Source organism: Gordonia sp. 'Campus' (assembly GCF_022206305.1).
In the GTDB taxonomy this organism is placed as follows: Bacteria; Actinomycetota; Actinomycetes; order Mycobacteriales; family Mycobacteriaceae; genus Gordonia.
Genome location: NZ_JAKOIW010000002.1, coordinates 340,386 through 358,121, shown reverse-complemented (window position 1 = coordinate 358,121; position 17,736 = coordinate 340,386). Strand labels below are relative to the sequence as shown.

Here is a 17,736-nt window from a genome sequence, read left to right as displayed (position 1 = left end):
CTCACACCGCGCTCAACCGAGCCGGTCCACGCGAGTCTAGTCCGGGGTCGGACGACGGTGCGCCGAGCATCGTCGGGTCGGCGCTGTCGGTGCAGGCCGTCGGCGGAGTGTGCTCAGTCCAGGGTCACCGCGTGCACGGGGACGTCTCCGAGTCCGCGCTCGATGGTGTCCCGCCCGCCGAGACCGCCGAGTTCCATGATCACGGCGACGCCGACGACCTTCGCGCCGGCCCGCTGCAGGAGATCCGCGGCGGCGACGGCGGTGCCGCCCGTCGCCAGGACATCGTCGACGAGCAGCACGCGTCGGTCGGTCAGGTCCAGCCCGTCGGCGGGGATCTCCAGCGTCGCCGTGCCGTATTCGAGACTGTAGGAGATCGCGTGCACCGGCGGCGGGAGCTTGCCGCCCTTGCGCACTGCGAGGACGCCGACCTCCAACTCGCGCGCGACCGCTCCGCCGAGCAGGAAACCGCGGGCGTCGATACCCGCCACCAGATCGATGTCCCTGCACCCGTGGGTGAGTGCGGTGACGATCGACGACAGTCCGTCGGGGTCGGCCAGTACCGGCGTCAGATCCTTGAAAGCGATTCCTGGACTCGGGAAATCGTCGACGAGCCGGGTGTGCTGGGCGATCGCCGCCTGTGCGCGCGCCACCGCGTCCGCCGTTCGTTCGGGCACGACGCCCATCAACTCACTCCCGCCTGCTCATCCGCGGATCATCCAGCGATCCATGTTCCATCCGGTGCCGTTCCGGCCGAGACCGGCGGCCACATTGCCCACCCGATCCTTCCACTGCCGTGTCCGGGGCGCCGCGAAGAGGGGTATCGACGGCATCGTCGACCACGTGGCGTTCTCGATCGACCGGGTCAGCCGCAGGCGGTCCGGTGCCGAGACCGTCACCGCGAACTGGTCCACTCCCCGGCTCACCTGCGGCTCCCGGGTCCCCGACAGGTTGAGGGGGTCGCCGCCGCGCAGCGCGTAGGCGTCCCTGCTGGGGTCGGCGGCGCCGGCAGCCGCGAAGGACGCTCCCCCGGCGACGATCAACGCATCGACCTCCTTGCCGAGCGCACCGGGCCGCAGATCCGGCGCGGAGGCGTCGACGACGACGAAGCCGGCGGCCCGGCACGACGCGGCGATCGCAGCGGTCATCCGCTGCCAACGCGGCGTGGGTGCGAGGTAGCCGATCCGGACCGTGCGGGGCTGCAGTGTCGCGCCGGTCGCCGACGTCCCGTCGACGCCGGGATCCTGGTCCGCGGCACCCTGGCCGGTGGCGGCGCGGACGAGTCCGCGCGCCCGCTCGACGTCGGGTTGCTGGTAGTTCTGGCCGAACTCGCCGTTCATCTGCCCCGCCAGGTTGTCGGCCGGAGACTGCACGCGCAGGTTCCACACCGGCGCACCGCCCCCGAAGTCGCGTGCGAGGTCGGCTCGCGGCACACACGACGCGAAGGCCTGACGCATCCGGAGGTCGCCGAAGACGCCACGGCCGGCGAGGACGAGTTCCTCGACGCCCAGCGCCCGCGCGGGCGAGGCCGTCCCGCTCGCGCCCGGTGATCCGGCGACGTCGCCGTCGATGATGCCCGTGGTCACATCCACGACGTCGAACTTGCCGTCGGGCAGTCTCCGCGTGGCGTCCGTCCCGCGGCCCCAGATGACGACACGTGAGGTCTCGGGCCGATCACCCCACCACTTGTCGTTGGGAACGAGGACCAGTCCGCCCGACCTCGAGTAGCGGTCGATCCGGTAGGGCCCCGACGCCGGGAAGTCCGCGTGGTCGACGGGTCCGAACGCCAGGTCGAATCCGGTGTTCCATGCCTGGGCGATCCGGGTGAGTGCCGGACGATCGGCGCCGCGGATCGGACCGACGACATCGGGGACGCCGGCGTCGCGGGCCACGACGTGCGCGGGCAGCATCGTCCCGGCCCCGAAGAGTCCGAGCCAGTCGCGGTAGTCGCGGCCGGGTGCGAACGTCACGGTCGCGCTCTTGTCTCCGGCGGCGCAGTCGACCCGGTCGATGTCCCGGTAGCCCGCGGTGGTCACAGGGGTGAATCCGGGCAACCGGCCGCTCATCGCCGCCCAGGCGAGCAGCAGGTCGTCACAGTCGAGCGCGACCCCGTCGGAGAAGACGGCCTGCGGCGAGAAGTCGTACCGGAGGGTGAGAACCCGGCCCGGGACCTCGGTGACGGTACCGACGTCCCGGTCGGGGATGACCTGGCCCGCCGGGCCCAACAGACTGAATCCGGGCAGCAGCCTGGTGGTGGCCATGAGTGCACCGTCGGCGTTGCCGCTCACCGTGTTCGCGTTGTACGTCGAGATCCGCGCGTCGACGACGTAGTCGATGGTCGGCGGGCCGTCGTCTCCGCAGGCGGTCAGTAGGCCGGCAGCCACCACGAGCCCGACGAGCAGGCTCAGGATCCTGATGGGCGCCTCGTGCCGGACGATCACGACCCAGAGACTAGCGGTTGCGGCGACGTTTACCGGTCGGGACCGCCCGGTCCGCGTCGTCGGTGTCGACGACCGCGGACCCCGTTGCACGGCGGCGGCCACGGACCGGACGCTGCTCGTCGGCCGTCCCGGTTTCGAGCCCGTTGCGGCGACGGAGGACACGCTCGGTGTGTCGCGCGACATCGGGGCGACGCTCCTTGAGCGTCGCCAGCAGCGGCGCGGCCAGGAAGATCGACGAGTATGCGCCCACGATGACGCCCACCAGCTGGATGAGACCGAGGTCCTTGAGGGTGCCCACCCCGAGCAGCCACACCGCGATGATCATCAGTGCGATGATCGGCAGCACCGAGATCACCGTGGTGTTGATCGATCGCATCAGCGTCTGGTTGACGCCGAGGTTCGCCTGCTCGGCGTAGGTGCGACGCGTCGTCTGCAGGACCGATCTCGTGTTCTCCGCGATCTTGTCGAACACCACCACGGTGTCGTAGAGGGAGAAACCGAGGATGGTCAGCAGACCGATGATCGTCGCGGGCGTGACCTCCCAGCCGACGAGTGAGTAGATGCCGGCCGTGCACACGATGTCGAAGAACAGCGATGCCATCGCCGCGATCGACATCTCCCGGTCGAACCGGACGGCGATGTAGACGAAGACGATCACGAGGAAGACCGCGAGCGCGAGGATCATCTTCTCGGTGATCTCGCGTCCCCACGTGGAGCTCACGTCGGAAATGCTGACCTCCGCCGGGGACAGTTCGGGTCCGAACCTGTCCGACAGCGCACGGGTCACCGACTCCGCCTGGGCGAGGTCGAGGGTCTCGGTGCGCACCTGTACGGTCTCGCTCCCGCCGGAGCCCGCGGTCTGCACCGATTCGGGTTCTTCGCCGAGGGCCGAGGTGACAACCTCTTCGACGCCCTCCGCGGTGACCTCCGACGACACGACCGGGACCGACATCTGAGTGCCGCCCTCGAAGTCGATCCCGAGCGTGAACCCCCGGATTCCGATCGACGCGAGGCAGACCAGCAGGATCGCCGCGGTGATGCCGTACCACATCCGACGGCGGCCCACGATCTCGAAGGCACCGGTGCCGGTGTAGAGGCGGGAGAAGAACGACCGCTCCCGGTCGGCGACGAAGTCCGCGTCGGAACCCGGTTGGGTGGATTCCGTATCGAGAACTGCCGAGGAGCCGGCGGCTGGCTTGTCCGGACCGGTCATCGCACCGTTCCCTTCTCACGGATGGTGTCGGCGGTGTCCTCCGCCTGCGGGGTCGCGGTCGTGTCGTCGCCCGCCACCCGGCGTGACGCGATGCGGCGCCGGCGCGCGACCTCGCTGATCGCCCCCAGGCCGTTGACGCTGGGTTTGGACAGGAACGACGACCGGCTCGCGTAGACCACCAGCGGGTGGGTGACGAGGAACACGACCATGACGTCGAGGATCGTCGTCAGGCCCAGCGTGAACGCGAAACCACGGACCTCGCCGATGGCCAGGATGTAGATGACGGCGGCGGCGATGAAGCTGACCGCGTTACCCGACCAGATGGTGCGCCGTGCGCTCACCCAGCCTCGCGGAACAGCCGACCGGAAGCTGCGTCCCTCGCGCATCTCGTCCTTGATGCGCTCGAAATACACGACGAACGAGTCGGCGGTCATACCGATACCGATGATCAGGCCGGCGATGCCCGCGAGGTCGAGGGTGAACCCGATCCAGCGTCCGAGCAGCACGATGATGCCGTAGACCATGGCGCCGGCGACCACCAGCGACAGCATCGTCAGGATGCCCAGCATCCGGTAGTAGGCCAGCGCGTAGATGAACACGGCGATCAGGCCGACGAGGCCGGCGATGAGACCTGCCTGCAGCGAGGCGAGACCCAGTGTCGCCGAGATGGTCTCGGCATCGGACGCGGTGAACGACAGCGGTAGCGAACCGTACTTGAGCACGTTGGCGAGCTCATTGGACGACGACTCGGTGAACGGGCTCGCGCTGCCACCGCTGATCCGCGTCTGACCACCCGGGATGGGTTCGTTGATGGCGGGCGCGGAGACGACCCGCGAGTCGAGCGTGAACGCTGTCTGGGTGCGATTGGGGGCCTGTTCGGCGGTGTACTTGGGCCAGAAGTCAGCGGCCTTGCCCTCGAACTCGAGGGTCACCACCCATTCGCCGGTCTGTGGGTCGGTGCCCGCGTTGGCGTTCTTGATGTCGCGGCCGTCGATGATCTGTGGGCCGAGGAGATACACCTCGCTGCCGTCGGTCGAGCAGGCCACCAGGTACTGGTCCGGCCTGTCGTTGCCCAGCAGCGGGTCGTTCGCCGTGGGCGTGCAGTCCATCTTGGCCATCTGCTGCTGCAGGGCCGCCAGTTGCTCCTGGTTCGCGTTCCCCGGTGCCTGACGCAGCTTCCGCTGCTCCTCGATGGCCGCGGCCGCGGCCTCGGTGGGCAGCGCGTTGGTCTGTTCGTCGGTGCCGTCGGCCCCCTCGGGCTTCGGCGGCTGCGGGGTCGCCATCACCGGCTGCCCGATGACCGGGCGGACGTACAGACGTGCGGTCTGTCCCAGGGACTTGGCCTGGGCGCCGTCCTGACCGGGCACCGTGATGATCAGGTTGTCACCGCTGACGACGACCTCGGAACCCGAGACACCGAGACCGTTGACGCGCTGCTCGATGATCTGTTTGGCCTGGTCGAGCTGCTCCCGAGTGGGCGTCTTGCCGTCCTCGGTGCGTGCGGTCAGCGTCACCCGCGTGCCGCCCTGGAGATCGATGCCCAGCTTCGGCTCGATCGTCTGCGGACCGGTGAAGAAGATCAGGCCGTAGACGATCGCGAGCAGACCGATGAAGGCCATCAGGGGCCGCCACGGCGGGATCTCACGAGTCGGTCGCGACCGCTTCCTCGCAGTCCGGTCCTTCCCTGAAGTCCGAGAGGGAGTTGTCACAGCTGTTCAGGTCTCCTTGAGAGCGTCAGCCGGCCGACAGGCGTGTGAACCGGCATGACCCGTCTGCTCCGTGGTCGTGGCGCGCGGGAACGCGGCATGGAACGGGGAACAGATGGGCGCGCCGCGTCGCCTCGACGACGCGGCGCTGGTCCGGCTTACTTGTCGTTGTCGCGCGCGTCGTCCGCGGCGGGCTTGTCCAGGCTGACCGAATCGACGTCGTCGTAGTCGGCCGGATCGCTCTCCGGGGCGACGTGACCGGCGTAGGTCGCGGCGGCCTCGTCGGTGGGGACGACGCGCATGACGGCCAGTCGGTTCCAGCGGGTGACCACACCGGTCGCGATCTCCACGTCGACGACGTCGGGCGAGCTCGCGTCGATCACGGTGCCGAACAGGCCCGACGTGAGCTGCACGCGGGTGCCGGTGGACACCGAGTTCTGCATCTCCTGCATCTCGGCCACGCGCTTCTTCTGCTTCCGCATCGACAGGAACATGAAGCCGGCCAGCAGGGCGAGCAGGAGCGGGAAGAGCAGAGCGTCCATGGGTGAGAGTCAGTCCTTTGTGTATCGGGATGTACGGCTTGAGCGAGCGGCGTCGGGACGGGTCCTGTGCGGCCATCGGCTCAGCTGTGCTCCACACAGTGTGCCACGTCTGACGCGGAGGTCATCCCCGCAGGTGGTGCGGTGGTCAGAGATCGTCGAAGAGCGTGTCCGCCCCGACCTCGCGCGGACGCACGCCGAAAGTGGCGTTCATCGCACCGGCAGGCGGGGTGAGTCCGAGGTGATGCCAGGCGGCGGCGGTCGCGACCCGTCCACGCGGGGTGCGCGCGATCATCCCGGCTCGGACGAGGAACGGCTCGCACACCTCCTCGACGGTCGCGGGTTCCTCGCCGACGGCAACGGCAAGCGTGGACACACCGACCGGTCCCCCGCCGAACGCACGGATCAGGGCGTCGAGGACGGCGCGGTCGAGACGGTCGAACCCCAGGTCGTCGACGTCGTAGACCGCGAGGGCCGCCCGGGCGACGTCCACCGTGATGGAGCCGTCACCGCGCACCTCGGCGTAGTCACGGACCCGGCGCAGCAGGCGGTTGGCGATGCGCGGCGTGCCGCGGGACCGACGGGCGATCTCCCCCGCCGCGTCGCCGCGCAGTTCCATCCCCAGGATGCCTGCCGACCTGTGCAGCACCAGGACGAGTTCCTCGGGTTCGTAGAACTCCATGTGCGCGGTGAACCCGAAGCGGTCGCGCAGCGGTCCGGTCAGCGACCCCGACCGCGTCGTGGCGCCGACCAGTGTGAACGGTGCGACATCCAACGGGATCGAGGTGGCGCCCGGCCCCTTGCCGACCACGACGTCGACGCGGAAGTCCTCCATGGCGAGGTAGAGCATCTCCTCCGCGGGACGCGCGATGCGGTGGATCTCGTCGATGAACAAGACGTCGCCCTCGACCAGGTTGGACAGCATGGCGGCGAGATCACCCGCGCGTTCGAGCGCCGGGCCCGAGGTCACCCGGATGGCGGCACCCATCTCCGACGCGATGATCATCGCGAGCGACGTCTTGCCGAGTCCCGGCGGCCCCGAGAGCAGGATGTGATCGGGGGTGCCGCCCCGACCCTTGGCGCCGTGCAACACGAGTTCGAGCTGCTCGCAGACGCGCGGCTGCCCGATGAAATCGGCGAGCGACTTCGGGCGCAGGCCGGCGTCGAGATCGCCGTCGGAGCGCACCGGGGTGGCGCTCACGTCCCGGTCCTCGAGGTCGTCTGTGTCGTCGAACATCTACGACGCCTTGCCCAGGAGCGAGAGCGAATGCCGGAGTGCCGTCGACGCGTCGGCGTCCGGATGGTCGGCGAGTACCGCGTTGACCGCCTTCTCGGCCGGCGCCGCGGTGAAGCCCAGCCCGACGAGGGCCTCGGTGACCTGCTCCCGGATTCCGCCGACGGCGGCGATCCCGACGGTCGGCTCACCCGCGGGGCGGTCGACCTTGTCCCGCAGTTCGACGCACAACCGCTCGGCCACCCGTTTGCCGATGCCGGGCACCGAGGTGAGGGCCTTGGTGTCGGATTCGGCGAGCGCCCGGCGCAACGCGTCGGGTTCGAGAACCGCGAGTGTCGCCATCGCCAGCCGCGGACCGACGCCGGTGACGGTCTGCAGCAGCGCGAACAGAGCCCGCGCGTCGGGCTCGGTGAACCCGTACAGCGTCATCGAGTCCTCGCGGACGATCATCGAGGTCAGCAGCGTGGCCTCGTCACCCCGACGCAACCGCGACAGCGTCGCGGGCGTCGCGAGGACGCGGTAACCCACACCCGCACAATCGATCACGGCGTGGTCGAGGGCCACCTCGAGTACCGGTCCGCGAACTGACGCGATCATGCGCGACTCCCCTCTCGGGACTGCGCCACACGCGCGCGGTGTCGCGCCGCGGCGGCATCGGCCTGCTTCTGCGCGGCGGCCATGCGCTCCATCATCGGTCCTCGCCAGCAATGGCAGATCGCCAGCGCGAGTGCGTCGGCCGCATCAGCGGGCTTCGGCTTGGTCTGCATCCCCAGGATGCGGGTGACCATCGCGGTCACCTGTGCTTTGTCGGCGCGGCCGCTGCCGGTCACCGCGGCCTTCACCTCCGACGGCGTGTGGAATCGCACCGGGACGTCGCGCTGTGAGGCGGCGAGGGCGATGACACCGCCGGCCTGCGCGGTCCCCATCGCGGTGGACACCTGGTTCTGCGCGAAGACGCGCTCGATGGCCACCACATCGGGCTGGTGGACATCGAGCCAGTGGGACGCCGAGGTGTAGATCGCGAGCAACCGCTCGGCGAGCTCCATGTCGCTCGGCGTCCGTACGACGTCGACGTCGAGTGCCGTCACCGACCTGCCGCGTCCCGACTCCACCAGCGCGATGCCGCACCGGGTCAGACCCGGATCGACGCCCATGACACGCACTCGTACCCTCCCAGGCATCGACGAACCTCTTGCGAACAGTTGTTCGAGATTCTATCGGCAGGGACGGACGAGTCCGGTCAGCAACACACCGGACGCCCGACGCTCAGTCGTTCTCCAGTTCGGCGAGGACCTCGTCGCTGATGTCGACGTTGCTGTACACGTTCTGGACGTCGTCGGAGTCCTCGAGCGCGTCGATGAGCTTGAACACCTTGCGCGCACCGTCGGCGTCGACGGCGACCTCGACCGACGCCCGGAAGCTCGCCTCCGCGGAGTCGTAGTCGATACCGGCTTCCTGGAGTGCGCTGCGTACGGCGATCAGATCGCCGGGCTCGCTGACGATCTCGAAGGACTCGCCGAGGTCGGTGACCTCTTCGGCGCCTGCGTCGAGCACGGCCATGAGGACGTCGTCCTCGGACTGTCCGTTCTTCTCCAGCGTGACCACGCCCTTGCGGGTGAACAGGTAGGACACCGAACCCGGGTCGGCCATGTTGCCGCCGTTGCGGGTCATGGCGGTGCGTACCTCGCCCGCGGCGCGATTGCGGTTGTCGGTGAGGCACTCGATGAGAACGGCGACACCGTTGGGCCCGTAGCCCTCGTACATGATGGTCTGCCAGTCGGCGCCGCCCGCTTCTTCACCGCCGCCACGCTTGCGGGCCCGCTCGATGTTGTCGTTGGGGACCGAGGACTTCTTGGCCTTCTGGATCGCGTCGAACAGCGTCGGGTTGCCCGACGGGTCACCGCCACCGGTCCGCGCCGCCACCTCGATGTTCTTGATGAGCTTCGCGAACATCTTGCCGCGCTTGGCGTCGATGGCCGCCTTCTTGTGCTTGGTGGTGGCCCATTTGGAGTGGCCGCTCATGTCCGTCGATTCCTTTCCCGGCGCCGGCACGTGCCGCGGGCCGCTGCCCGCGTCCGGCGCTCCTGTTGCTCTGCTCGGTCGCCCTGCTCGATCGTTTCCCGGCTCGTGCCGGGGCTCGTGGTGTACCGCTGGGCGGGTCACCGCCGGGTGGTCTACCGATGGTCCGGCACGATCTTACCGACGCACCATCTCCACGAAGTATTCATGTACGCGCCGGTCGCCGGTCACCTCCGGATGGAACGACGTGGCGAGGACCTTCCCCTGACGGACCGCGACGATCCGGCCGGCCGCGGGACCGTCGGGCACCCGCGCGAGAACCTCGACCTCCGGCGACACCGTTTCGACCCAGGGCGCCCGGATGAACACCGCCCGCATCGGGTCGGCACCGTCGGCGTCGGTGATCCCGGTGAAGTCGAGATCGGTCTCGAAGCTTTCGACCTGGCGGCCGAATGCGTTGCGGCGCACCGTCACATCGAGGGCATCGAGGTGCCGCGCGTCGGGGCGGGTGTCGAGGATCGTGGACGCGAGCATGATCATGCCCGCGCAGGACCCGTAGGCGGGCAGGCCGTCGGACAGTTTCGCCGCCAGCGGGTCGAACAGGTCGAAGATGCCGAGCAACTTGCTCATCGTGGTCGACTCGCCGCCCGGAATGACGATGCCGTCGATCTCGTCGAGCTCGGCCGGACGACGGACGGCGATGGCATCGGCACCGCTGGCCTCGAGCGCGTGGACGTGCTCGCGGACGTCACCCTGCAGCGCGAGGACCCCGATACGCGGCCGGTTCGTCGCGGTCACCGATCGGTCCGGGCGGGGTCGCGCCGCCCGGTGCGGGTCAGGCCCTCCTGGGTGACCGCGGCCACGAGTCGTCCCTGCAGGTCGAAGATCCGCCCCTGCGTGAGTGCGCGTCCGGCTCCCGCCGACGGCGAGGTCTGGTCGTAGAGGAGCCAGTCGTCGGCGCGGAACGGCCGCATGAACCACATGGCGTGGTCGAGGGAGGCCACCTGCGGCTTGGAGTCCGGATGCGGCACGCGCGACGAACCGATCAGGGTCATGTCGCTCATGTAGGCGAGCGTGCCGACGTGGAAGACCGTGTCGTCGGGCAACGGGTGCCGGTAGCGGAACCAGACCCGTTGCTGCGCAGCGAAATACGGCGAGGTGACCAGTTTGTCCGCCGGGACGATGCGGAGGTCGAAGTTGCGCCACTCCTGGAAGACCGCCCGCTCGCTCTCACTCAGCTCTTCGGATCGGTCGGCGAGCTCGTCCGGCCGCAGTACCGGGGGCATCCGGTCCTGGTGTTCGTAGCCTTCATCGGTGCGCACGTGGAACGACGCCGACATGGTGAAGATGGCCTCGCCGTTCTGGACTCCGGTCACCCGCCGGGTCACGAAGGATCGTCCGTCGCGGATGCGGTCGACGAGGAACACCGCCGGACGGTCCGGGTCGCCGGGGCGCAGGAAGTAGCCGTGCAACGAGTGGACGTCGAACTCCTCGGATACCGTCCGGGTCGCCGACATCAGGGCCTGGCCCGCGACCTGACCGCCGAAGGTGCGCTGCAGGCGACTCGGGAAGGCACCGCCACGGTAGATGTCATTGTCGATCTGCTCGACCTGGAGTATGTCCTCGATGGCTGCCACGCAGACCAGTATCGCGCACCGGACCGGTGGGCTCTCCCCTGCCCGCCGGCCAAACGTTCCGCGATCAGAGCTCGTCGAGCGTCATGATCCCGTCCTGGATGGCCCGGGCGACGAGTGACGCCTTGGTCGGGGCCGGACGGCCGATCTCGGCGTACTTGGCCCGGATGCGGGTCAGGTGGGTGTTGACCGTGCCGAGGGAGATGTAGAGCTGTTGCGCCACTGCCGGTTTCGAGTCCACGAGCATCCAGGTGCGCAGCACCTCGACCTCGCGCGAGGTGAGACTCGGCTTCGCCCGGTCGGCGGTCACCTCGGCGGGCGCCGGGATCTCCATCGACACCGGAGCGGCCACCGGACGGTGCAGGTGGGGGTGCCCTGAGCGGTGGGCCAGACCGGCGGCCTGCCCCGGACGCGAGGGCTGCAGCTGATGCCCCGGCAGCGGCATGCGGCGCGCCGCGAGCCGCGCGAGGGCTTCCTGCCGGCGGGCGAGCGCCGCGGCGTCACGATGAGGGTTGACCGAGCGCAGGTGCTGGGGGGCCTGATGGGCGATCGCAGTCATTGTGTGCTTCCTCTTCACTCATTCGAACCGGTGGTCGTCCGGGGTGTCCCGGTGATGAGTTGAAGATTATGAGGCTTCGACCGCGGGGTCGATGGGGAGAACTCCCCTCCCCATGGGGAGAACTACCCAGTCGGGTCACCGCAGGTCACAGCCCCGCAAGACGGGGTCGCCGGTCAACCGGCGGCGTTGCGGGCCGCCTCGGCATCAATGAGGGGCAGGTCCTCGCGAGTCACGATCCGGGAGGACACCGCGTACTCCACGAGCTTCGTCCGGCGGTTGCTGGCGAGTTTGCCCCCGCCGGCCCGCATCCCGCTGACGCCGAGCTGGTCGAGCTTGTCGCAGACGTTGTCGAGTTTGCGATTGAACTTGGTGATGGGCCACCCGAGGCGACGAGCGGCCTGTGCCGACGACGGGATCGCACTCGCCCCGGTCCCCTCACGGCGCAGGATCTCCTCGGCCAGCACGATGATGAGCAGTTTCTGGCTCTCGGTCAGCGTCGGCACGCCCTGGGTGGTGTGTCCGCCGCTGTATTCCGGGCGGGTCACTGACTTCACCTGCGGCGCCCGGGCAAAAAGACTCAGCTCGTAGGTCGTCGGGCCCGCGGTGAACACGATGGTGGTCTCACCGAAGACGAGCGGCATACGCGCGCCCGGCCCCAGCGTCGCGGAGAACCCGACATCGCCCGCGGACACACTCGCCGACAGATGGGTGCCGAGATTGGTGAGCCACCACAAACCGTTCTCGTTGTGTATCACCAGGAATCGACGGTGGAGATAGGGGTTGTCGTCGATCGACAGATCGGCCTCACGCCCGATGAAGAACCGGCGTTCGGCGTCGAGGGCGATGCGCTCGCCGCAGTACTCGACATAGGTCGCGCCGGAGTCGAGCGGTGTGTCGGTGCCGGAGTCGTCGGGGTCCGCGGAGGTCGGGGCCCGATCGTGACCCGTGGTCATGAGATCTCCGATCAGCTCGCGTCGGGGGCCGGGGCCTGCCCGGCGGCCTCCCCCGCGGCCGCCCCGTCGAGCGCGGGCATCGTCAGCGTCGGGACCGACTCGTGGACGGTCACCACGATCACGGTCACGTTGTCGTGTGCGCCGAGGGCCAGCGCGGCGTCGACCAACCGCTCGGACGCCTCCTGCGACCCCGACGCGTGCCGCAGGATGTCGCCGATCTCCTCGTCGGGGAGCTCACCGGTCAGTCCGTCGGTGCACACCAGCAGCACGTCGCCCGGATAGACCGGGGTGGTCGAGTAGTCGGCCACCGGATCGATCATCCCGGCACCGAGCGCACGTGTGATCACGTTGCGCCGCGGGTCGGTTCGGGCCTGCTCGGGGGTCAGGAACCCGGCGTCGATGAACTCCTGGACCTGCGAGTGGTCGATCGTCAGCTGGTTCAGCGAGCCGTTCTGGAAACGATAGGTCCGCGAGTCGCCGATGTTGAGGACCAGCCAGTGCGGGGCCTGGTCGTGCGTGACGAGCACGACGCCGGTGGCCGTGGTGCCCGCCCGCCGGTCGGTCTCGGTGTCGATCTCGCCGATCCGCCGTTGCGCGGCGAGCAGCAGGTCGTCGAGTTGCAGTTGGGTGGCCTTCAGCTCACCCGCGCTCGTCGCCTCGGAGAGGGTCAGCAGCGCTGCCTCGCTGGCGAGTTCGCCGCTGTCGTGTCCACCCATACCGTCGGCGATGAGGTACATGCCCGGCAAGGCCAGGGCCGCATCCTCGTTCGTCTCTCGGACCCTGCCGACATTGCACGCGGCGGACCACTCGAGCCGCAAATCACCCACGATGTGTGTGCCCGAGACCGAGGCATCTCGAACGATGGTCGCCGCATCCATGATCAGCAGATACTACCGCCGCGAGGCCCCCGACCCGCCACGCATGTCGACTGTTCGTCGTCGGGCGTGTTGGGCGAGGGCCTCGCGGAGGTGAAAGGTGGTGCTGAGCAGCTACATTCCGGACGAATCGGTCACCAGCCGCGCTCGGAGAGGCGGTGCGGCTGGGGGATGTCATCGACATTGATGCCGACCATCGCCTCGCCCAGTCCGCGCGACACCTTGGCGAGCACGTCGGGATCGTCGTGGAAGGTGGTGGCCTGCACGATCGCGGCCGCCCGCTGGGCCGGGTTGCCGGACTTGAAGATGCCCGAACCGACGAACACGCCCTCGGCGCCGAGCTGCATCATCATCGCGGCGTCGGCGGGAGTCGCGATACCGCCCGCGGTGAACAGGGTCACCGGGAGCTTGCCGGCCTCGGCGACCTCGGCCACCAGATCGTAGGGCGCCTGCAGTTCCTTTGCCGCCACGTACAACTCGTCCTTGGGCAGCGAGGTCAGCCGTCGGATCTCGTCGCGGATCTTGCGCATGTGGGTGGTCGCGTTGGAGACGTCGCCGGTTCCGGCCTCGCCCTTGGAGCGGATCATCGCCGCACCCTCGGTGATACGACGCAGCGCCTCACCGAGATTGGTGGCCCCGCACACGAACGGCACGGTGAACGCCCACTTGTCGATGTGGTTGCTGTAGTCGGCCGGGGTCAGTACCTCCGACTCGTCGACGTAGTCCACGCCGAGGCTCTGCAGGACCTGCGCCTCGACGAAGTGACCGATGCGCGCCTTGGCCATCACCGGGATCGAGACCGCGGCGATGATGCCGTCGATCATGTCCGGGTCGCTCATGCGGGAGACCCCACCCTGCGCGCGGATGTCGGCGGGGACACGTTCGAGGGCCATGACCGCGACCGCGCCGGCGTCCTCGGCGATCTTCGCCTGTTCGGGGGTGACCACGTCCATGATCACGCCGCCCTTGAGCATCTCGGCCATGCCGCGCTTGACCCGGGCGGTGCCCTGGCCGACCTCGGGAACGGTCGCGCCGTTGTGACTCACTGAAAATCTCCTCGTGTCGCAGTCTCGACCTGCCGCGTTCACGGCGGCGGTCCTGCGACCAGTCTAGGTGAGCGGCGGATCCCCTCCCACGAGGGATCAGTCCGCCTGGCCTGGGGTGACGCGTTCGATGATCTCGAAGTACTCCGGCGGGGAGGCGTGGCCACCGAGTCGCAGCCACCGGACCGGACGGCGCTGCGCCAGGGCGCGGGTGTCGCGGACCGCATCGTTGTAGAAGCGTCGCGCCATCATCACCCTCGTCTCGGCATCGGCGAGTTCGACCACCAGCGCCGGCGAGCGCCGTCGCGAATCCGTGCGCGCCAGCGCCGCCGACAAGGCGTTCTCGGCGTCCTCTCGATCGGAGGGCGCGGCACGTTCGGCGCGATCGGCCAGGGTCATGAGCGCACGGGCCGACACGGCCACCTCGTCGTCGTCGGACTTGCGGTATCCCCCATCGGGAGCGCCCGCGATCATCTCGGCGGCGACCGCCCGTACGACCACCGAGCGTCTGTCGAGGGTCGACTCCAGCGCCTGGCGTGCGAGGTCGACGCGGACGTTGAGACGGTCGAGCCGGTTCGCCGTGTGGTAGGCCCACCCGATGACGAGCAGCGCCGCGACGACCCCGACGACGATCCAGGTGGCCATCAGTCGGACACCACGACCGGCCCGGCGCCGACCGTCACCGTGTCGTACACCCTCAGGATCTGGTCGGCGACCCTCGACCAGTCGTACTTGTCGGCCCGCACGCGACCCGCAGCGACCAGTCGTTCCCGGGCCTCGGGGTCGGAGAGCAGTTCGACGATGCCCGCGGCGAGCTCTTCGGGCGAACCGGTCTCGACCAGTCGGCCTGCGCGCCCGTCGTCGAGGACCCGGCGGAAGGCGTTGAGCGAGCTCGCGATGACCGCGGCGCCGGCCGCCATCGCCTCGACGAGCACGATCCCGAAGCTCTCCCCGCCGAGGTTCGGCGCGCAGTAGACGTCCGCGGAGGCCAGTGCCCGCGCCTTGGTGGCGTCGTCCACCTGGCCGAGGAAGACCAGGTGGTCCGCCAGCGTGCCCGCCCGCCGGCGCAGCGCCGCCTGATTGCCGCCGCCGACGACCAGCACCCGGACGTAGGGGAATCTCGCGACCACGGACGGAAGCGCACGCATCAACACGTCGATGCCCTTGCGGGGTTCGTCGAATCGGCCCAGGAACAGGATCGTCCCGCCCGGATGCGGATACCCCTCGAGCGGCGCGGCGTCGGCGAAGGACGACACGTTGATCCCGTTGGGGATCTCCACCGCGTCCGAGCCGAGCGACTCCATCTGCCAGCGGCGAGCCAGCTCCGACACGGCGATCTTGCCGGTGATCCGCTCGTGATACGGCCGCAGAATCCCCTGGAAGACGCTGAGCCACAACGACTTCGACGTGGCGGTGTGGAACGTGGTGACGATCGGTCCCGACGCCACCATGAGGGAGAGCATCGAGATGCTCGGCGAGTTCGGTTCGTGGACGTGCAGGACGTCGAAACCGTTCTCCGCGATCCAGCGTCGCAGACGCAGATAGCCTTTCGGGCTGAAGTTCACCCGGGACACCGAGCCGTTGTACGGGATGGCCAGGGCCGGCCCGGCTCGCACGACATACTCCGGCAGTTCGGTGTCACGACCCGCGGGGGCCAGCACGCTGACCTCGTGACCACGGTCGAGGAAGACGTCGGCCAGTTCGGTGACGTGTGCCTGGACACCGCCCGGCACGTCGAACGAGTAGGGGCAGATCATCCCGATTCTCATGCCACTCCCCTGGATCCGGTCCCCAGGTCCGCGGTCGTCGGGCGCTCGGTCGCTGAAGTCACTGTTGGGGATCCTGTTCCACGCGTTGCCGCTGCCGGTCGGTCCAGTCGGCCTCCCAGAGCGGCTGCAACATGTGCCAGTCCGCGGGATGGGCGGCGATGTTCGCAGCGAAGGCGTCCGCGAGCGCCTGGGTCGCCGCCGCCACCCCACCGGAGACGTCGATCGGCTCACCGCAGGACATCCGGGAACGCGGCGCCTCCTCGAACCAGTGATGTGCCGGCATCAGTGCCGCCCCGGTCTCGATCGCCAACCGCGCCGATCCGGCCGGCATGCGGGTCTGTTCACCGAAGAAGGACACCGGGACCCCGTGCCGGGCGATGTCACGCTCACCGAGCAGACAGACGATGCCCCCGGCGCGCAACCGCTCCGCGAGCCGTCCGAACGGTGGTTGCTCCCCACCGCTGAGCGGGAAGATCTCGAAGCCGAGGGACTCCCGGTAGGCGACGAACTGGTCGAACAGCGATTCCGGTTTCAACCGTTCGGCGACGGTGGCGAACCGGCCGTAGTGGTGGACCAACCACACCCCGGCCATGTCCCAGTTGCCGGTGTGCGGCAAGGCGAGGACCACTCCCTTGCCGCGTGCGAGCGCGGCGTCGAGCCGGGCCCGGTCGTCGTCGGGGAGAGTGACGGTCGACGACACCGTCGCCCGGTCCTGGGCCGGGAGTCGGAAGGCTTCACACCAGTACCGGGCGTAGGACCGCATCGCGTCGGCGAGGAGGTCGTCGGGGACTTCGGCCGGATCGACGCCGACGACGCGGGCAAGGTTGCGCCGCAACTGGTCCGGGCCCCCGTTGCGTCGCCCGGCGAATGACCCGGCCTTGTCGAACGCGGCGCGGGCAGCCCGTTCCGGTGCCCACCGGACCGCGGCCCAGCCCGCCCGGTAACCGAGGTCCGCGGCCAGCGCGCCGACGTCGGTCATCGATGCCCCGCCGGTGGGACGGAATCGTCCGGACCGGCACCGGGCCGATCGTCGGACTCCCCTGCTGCGGCGGACTCGTCGGTCTCGGCGGGAATGGGAATCAGGTCGCGGGCGCCGGGTGACTCCGAGATCGACCACATGCGCTGTCCGACGGTGATCACGCTGCCCACGGCGAGCAGCCACATCGCGACATGTACGGCCCAGTCGACGCCGAGACCGGTGATCCCGGTGCCGACGAGCACGATGATGAGCCGGTCGGGACGCTCGATGAGGCCGCCGTCGCCGTACAGCCCGCTCGCCTCCGCGCGCGCTTTCGCGTACGAGATGACCTGTGAGGTCACCAGGCAGATGAGTGTGGCCACCAGCAGCAGATGGTGGGGTTCGGTCACCGTGCACCACCACACCAGACCGGCGAAGATGGCGCCGTCGGCGATGCGGTCGCACGTGGCGTCGAGCACCGCGCCGAACCGTGTGCCGCCGCCCCGGGCCCGGGCCATCGCGCCGTCGAGCATGTCGAACATGACGAACAACCAGATGACCAGTGTGCCCAGGAACAGGTGACCCATCGGGAACAGCGTCAGGGCGGCCGCGACGGTCGCCAGCGTGCCGATCACGGTCATGATGTCCGGGGTCAGCCCGGTGCGCAGGAGAGCGCGTCCCATCGGGAGGGTCACCTTGGAGACCGACGCCCGACCCAGAATGCTCAGCATCGCCGAGTTCCTTCCCCATGTCGCCGCGCGCCGCGCACCGACGCGCCCCGGTCACTCATCGTCTG

The 17,736-nt window shown here is 69.3% G+C and carries 19 protein-coding genes; all 19 read right to left on the bottom strand.

The window, feature by feature from the left end:
- Positions 1-113 precede the first annotated feature (113 nt).
- The 19 genes from MAY35_RS03705 to pgsA all read right to left on the bottom strand — a co-directional run bounded on the left by MAY35_RS03705 (position 114) and on the right by pgsA (position 17,671).
- Positions 114-686, bottom strand: a complete 573-nt coding sequence (locus MAY35_RS03705; RefSeq protein ID WP_238419313.1) for an adenine phosphoribosyltransferase — start codon at positions 684-686, stop codon at positions 114-116.
- 15 nt (positions 687-701) lie between these two features.
- Positions 702-2,438 (bottom strand): ABC transporter substrate-binding protein, encoded by a 1,737-nt coding sequence (locus MAY35_RS03700; RefSeq protein ID WP_238419311.1) that lies wholly within the window; start codon positions 2,436-2,438, stop codon positions 702-704.
- Between the two features lie 10 nt (positions 2,439-2,448).
- Positions 2,449-3,651, bottom strand: coding sequence for a protein translocase subunit SecF (secF, locus tag MAY35_RS03695; RefSeq protein WP_238419310.1), 1,203 nt, complete (start codon positions 3,649-3,651; stop codon positions 2,449-2,451).
- Positions 3,648-5,270 carry a protein translocase subunit SecD gene (gene secD, locus MAY35_RS03690; protein WP_238419307.1) on the bottom strand — a complete coding sequence of 541 codons (1,623 nt, stop codon included), beginning with the start codon at positions 5,268-5,270 and terminating at the stop codon, positions 3,648-3,650. Before secD ends, secF begins: the two co-directional genes overlap by 4 nt.
- Before the next feature lie 245 nt (positions 5,271-5,515).
- Positions 5,516-5,899, bottom strand: a complete 384-nt coding sequence (gene yajC, locus MAY35_RS03685) for a preprotein translocase subunit YajC (RefSeq protein ID WP_238419305.1) — start codon at positions 5,897-5,899, stop codon at positions 5,516-5,518.
- Between the two features lie 145 nt (positions 5,900-6,044).
- The gene (gene ruvB / locus MAY35_RS03680) at positions 6,045-7,133 is read right to left on the bottom strand and encodes a Holliday junction branch migration DNA helicase RuvB (protein WP_238419301.1); all 1,089 of its coding nucleotides are present in this window, start codon (positions 7,131-7,133) and stop codon (positions 6,045-6,047) included.
- Positions 7,134-7,727 (bottom strand): Holliday junction branch migration protein RuvA, encoded by a 594-nt coding sequence (ruvA, locus tag MAY35_RS03675; RefSeq protein WP_238419298.1) that lies wholly within the window; start codon positions 7,725-7,727, stop codon positions 7,134-7,136.
- Positions 7,724-8,293 (bottom strand): crossover junction endodeoxyribonuclease RuvC, encoded by a 570-nt coding sequence (gene ruvC, locus MAY35_RS03670; RefSeq protein ID WP_238419407.1) that lies wholly within the window; start codon positions 8,291-8,293, stop codon positions 7,724-7,726. The genes ruvA and ruvC overlap by 4 nt, the downstream gene beginning before the upstream one ends.
- Positions 8,294-8,396: 103 nt before the next feature.
- Positions 8,397-9,152 (bottom strand): YebC/PmpR family DNA-binding transcriptional regulator, encoded by a 756-nt coding sequence (locus tag MAY35_RS03665; protein ID WP_238419297.1) that lies wholly within the window; start codon positions 9,150-9,152, stop codon positions 8,397-8,399.
- Between the two features lie 174 nt (positions 9,153-9,326).
- On the bottom strand, positions 9,327-9,947 hold the full coding sequence (gene pdxT / locus MAY35_RS03660; RefSeq protein WP_238419296.1) for a pyridoxal 5'-phosphate synthase glutaminase subunit PdxT: 621 nt from the start codon (positions 9,945-9,947) through the stop codon (positions 9,327-9,329).
- Positions 9,944-10,786, bottom strand: a complete 843-nt coding sequence (locus MAY35_RS03655) for an acyl-CoA thioesterase II (protein ID WP_238419295.1) — start codon at positions 10,784-10,786, stop codon at positions 9,944-9,946. The genes pdxT and MAY35_RS03655 overlap by 4 nt, the downstream gene beginning before the upstream one ends.
- Positions 10,787-10,850: 64 nt before the next feature.
- The gene (locus MAY35_RS03650) at positions 10,851-11,342 is read right to left on the bottom strand and encodes a LuxR C-terminal-related transcriptional regulator (protein WP_238419293.1); all 492 of its coding nucleotides are present in this window, start codon (positions 11,340-11,342) and stop codon (positions 10,851-10,853) included.
- 173 nt (positions 11,343-11,515) lie between these two features.
- A complete protein-coding gene (locus MAY35_RS03645) occupies positions 11,516-12,295 on the bottom strand; it encodes a hypothetical protein (RefSeq protein ID WP_238419292.1) in 780 nt (259 codons plus the stop codon).
- Between the two features lie 11 nt (positions 12,296-12,306).
- On the bottom strand, positions 12,307-13,173 hold the full coding sequence (locus MAY35_RS03640; RefSeq protein ID WP_238419289.1) for a PP2C family serine/threonine-protein phosphatase: 867 nt from the start codon (positions 13,171-13,173) through the stop codon (positions 12,307-12,309).
- A 131-nt stretch (positions 13,174-13,304) separates the two neighbouring features.
- Positions 13,305-14,216, bottom strand: coding sequence for a pyridoxal 5'-phosphate synthase lyase subunit PdxS (pdxS, locus tag MAY35_RS03635; protein WP_308192432.1), 912 nt, complete (start codon positions 14,214-14,216; stop codon positions 13,305-13,307).
- Between the two features lie 96 nt (positions 14,217-14,312).
- Positions 14,313-14,858: a LemA family protein gene (locus MAY35_RS03630; RefSeq protein ID WP_238419288.1), complete on the bottom strand. Its 546-nt coding sequence runs from the start codon at positions 14,856-14,858 to the stop codon at positions 14,313-14,315.
- Positions 14,858-15,982, bottom strand: a complete 1,125-nt coding sequence (locus tag MAY35_RS03625; RefSeq protein ID WP_238419283.1) for a glycosyltransferase family 4 protein — start codon at positions 15,980-15,982, stop codon at positions 14,858-14,860. The genes MAY35_RS03630 and MAY35_RS03625 overlap by 1 nt, the downstream gene beginning before the upstream one ends.
- 58 nt (positions 15,983-16,040) lie before the next feature.
- Positions 16,041-16,961, bottom strand: coding sequence for a phosphatidylinositol mannoside acyltransferase (locus tag MAY35_RS03620; protein WP_238419282.1), 921 nt, complete (start codon positions 16,959-16,961; stop codon positions 16,041-16,043).
- Positions 16,958-17,671, bottom strand: coding sequence for a phosphatidylinositol phosphate synthase (gene pgsA, locus MAY35_RS03615; protein ID WP_238419281.1), 714 nt, complete (start codon positions 17,669-17,671; stop codon positions 16,958-16,960). The genes MAY35_RS03620 and pgsA overlap by 4 nt, the downstream gene beginning before the upstream one ends.
- Positions 17,672-17,736 lie beyond the last annotated feature (65 nt).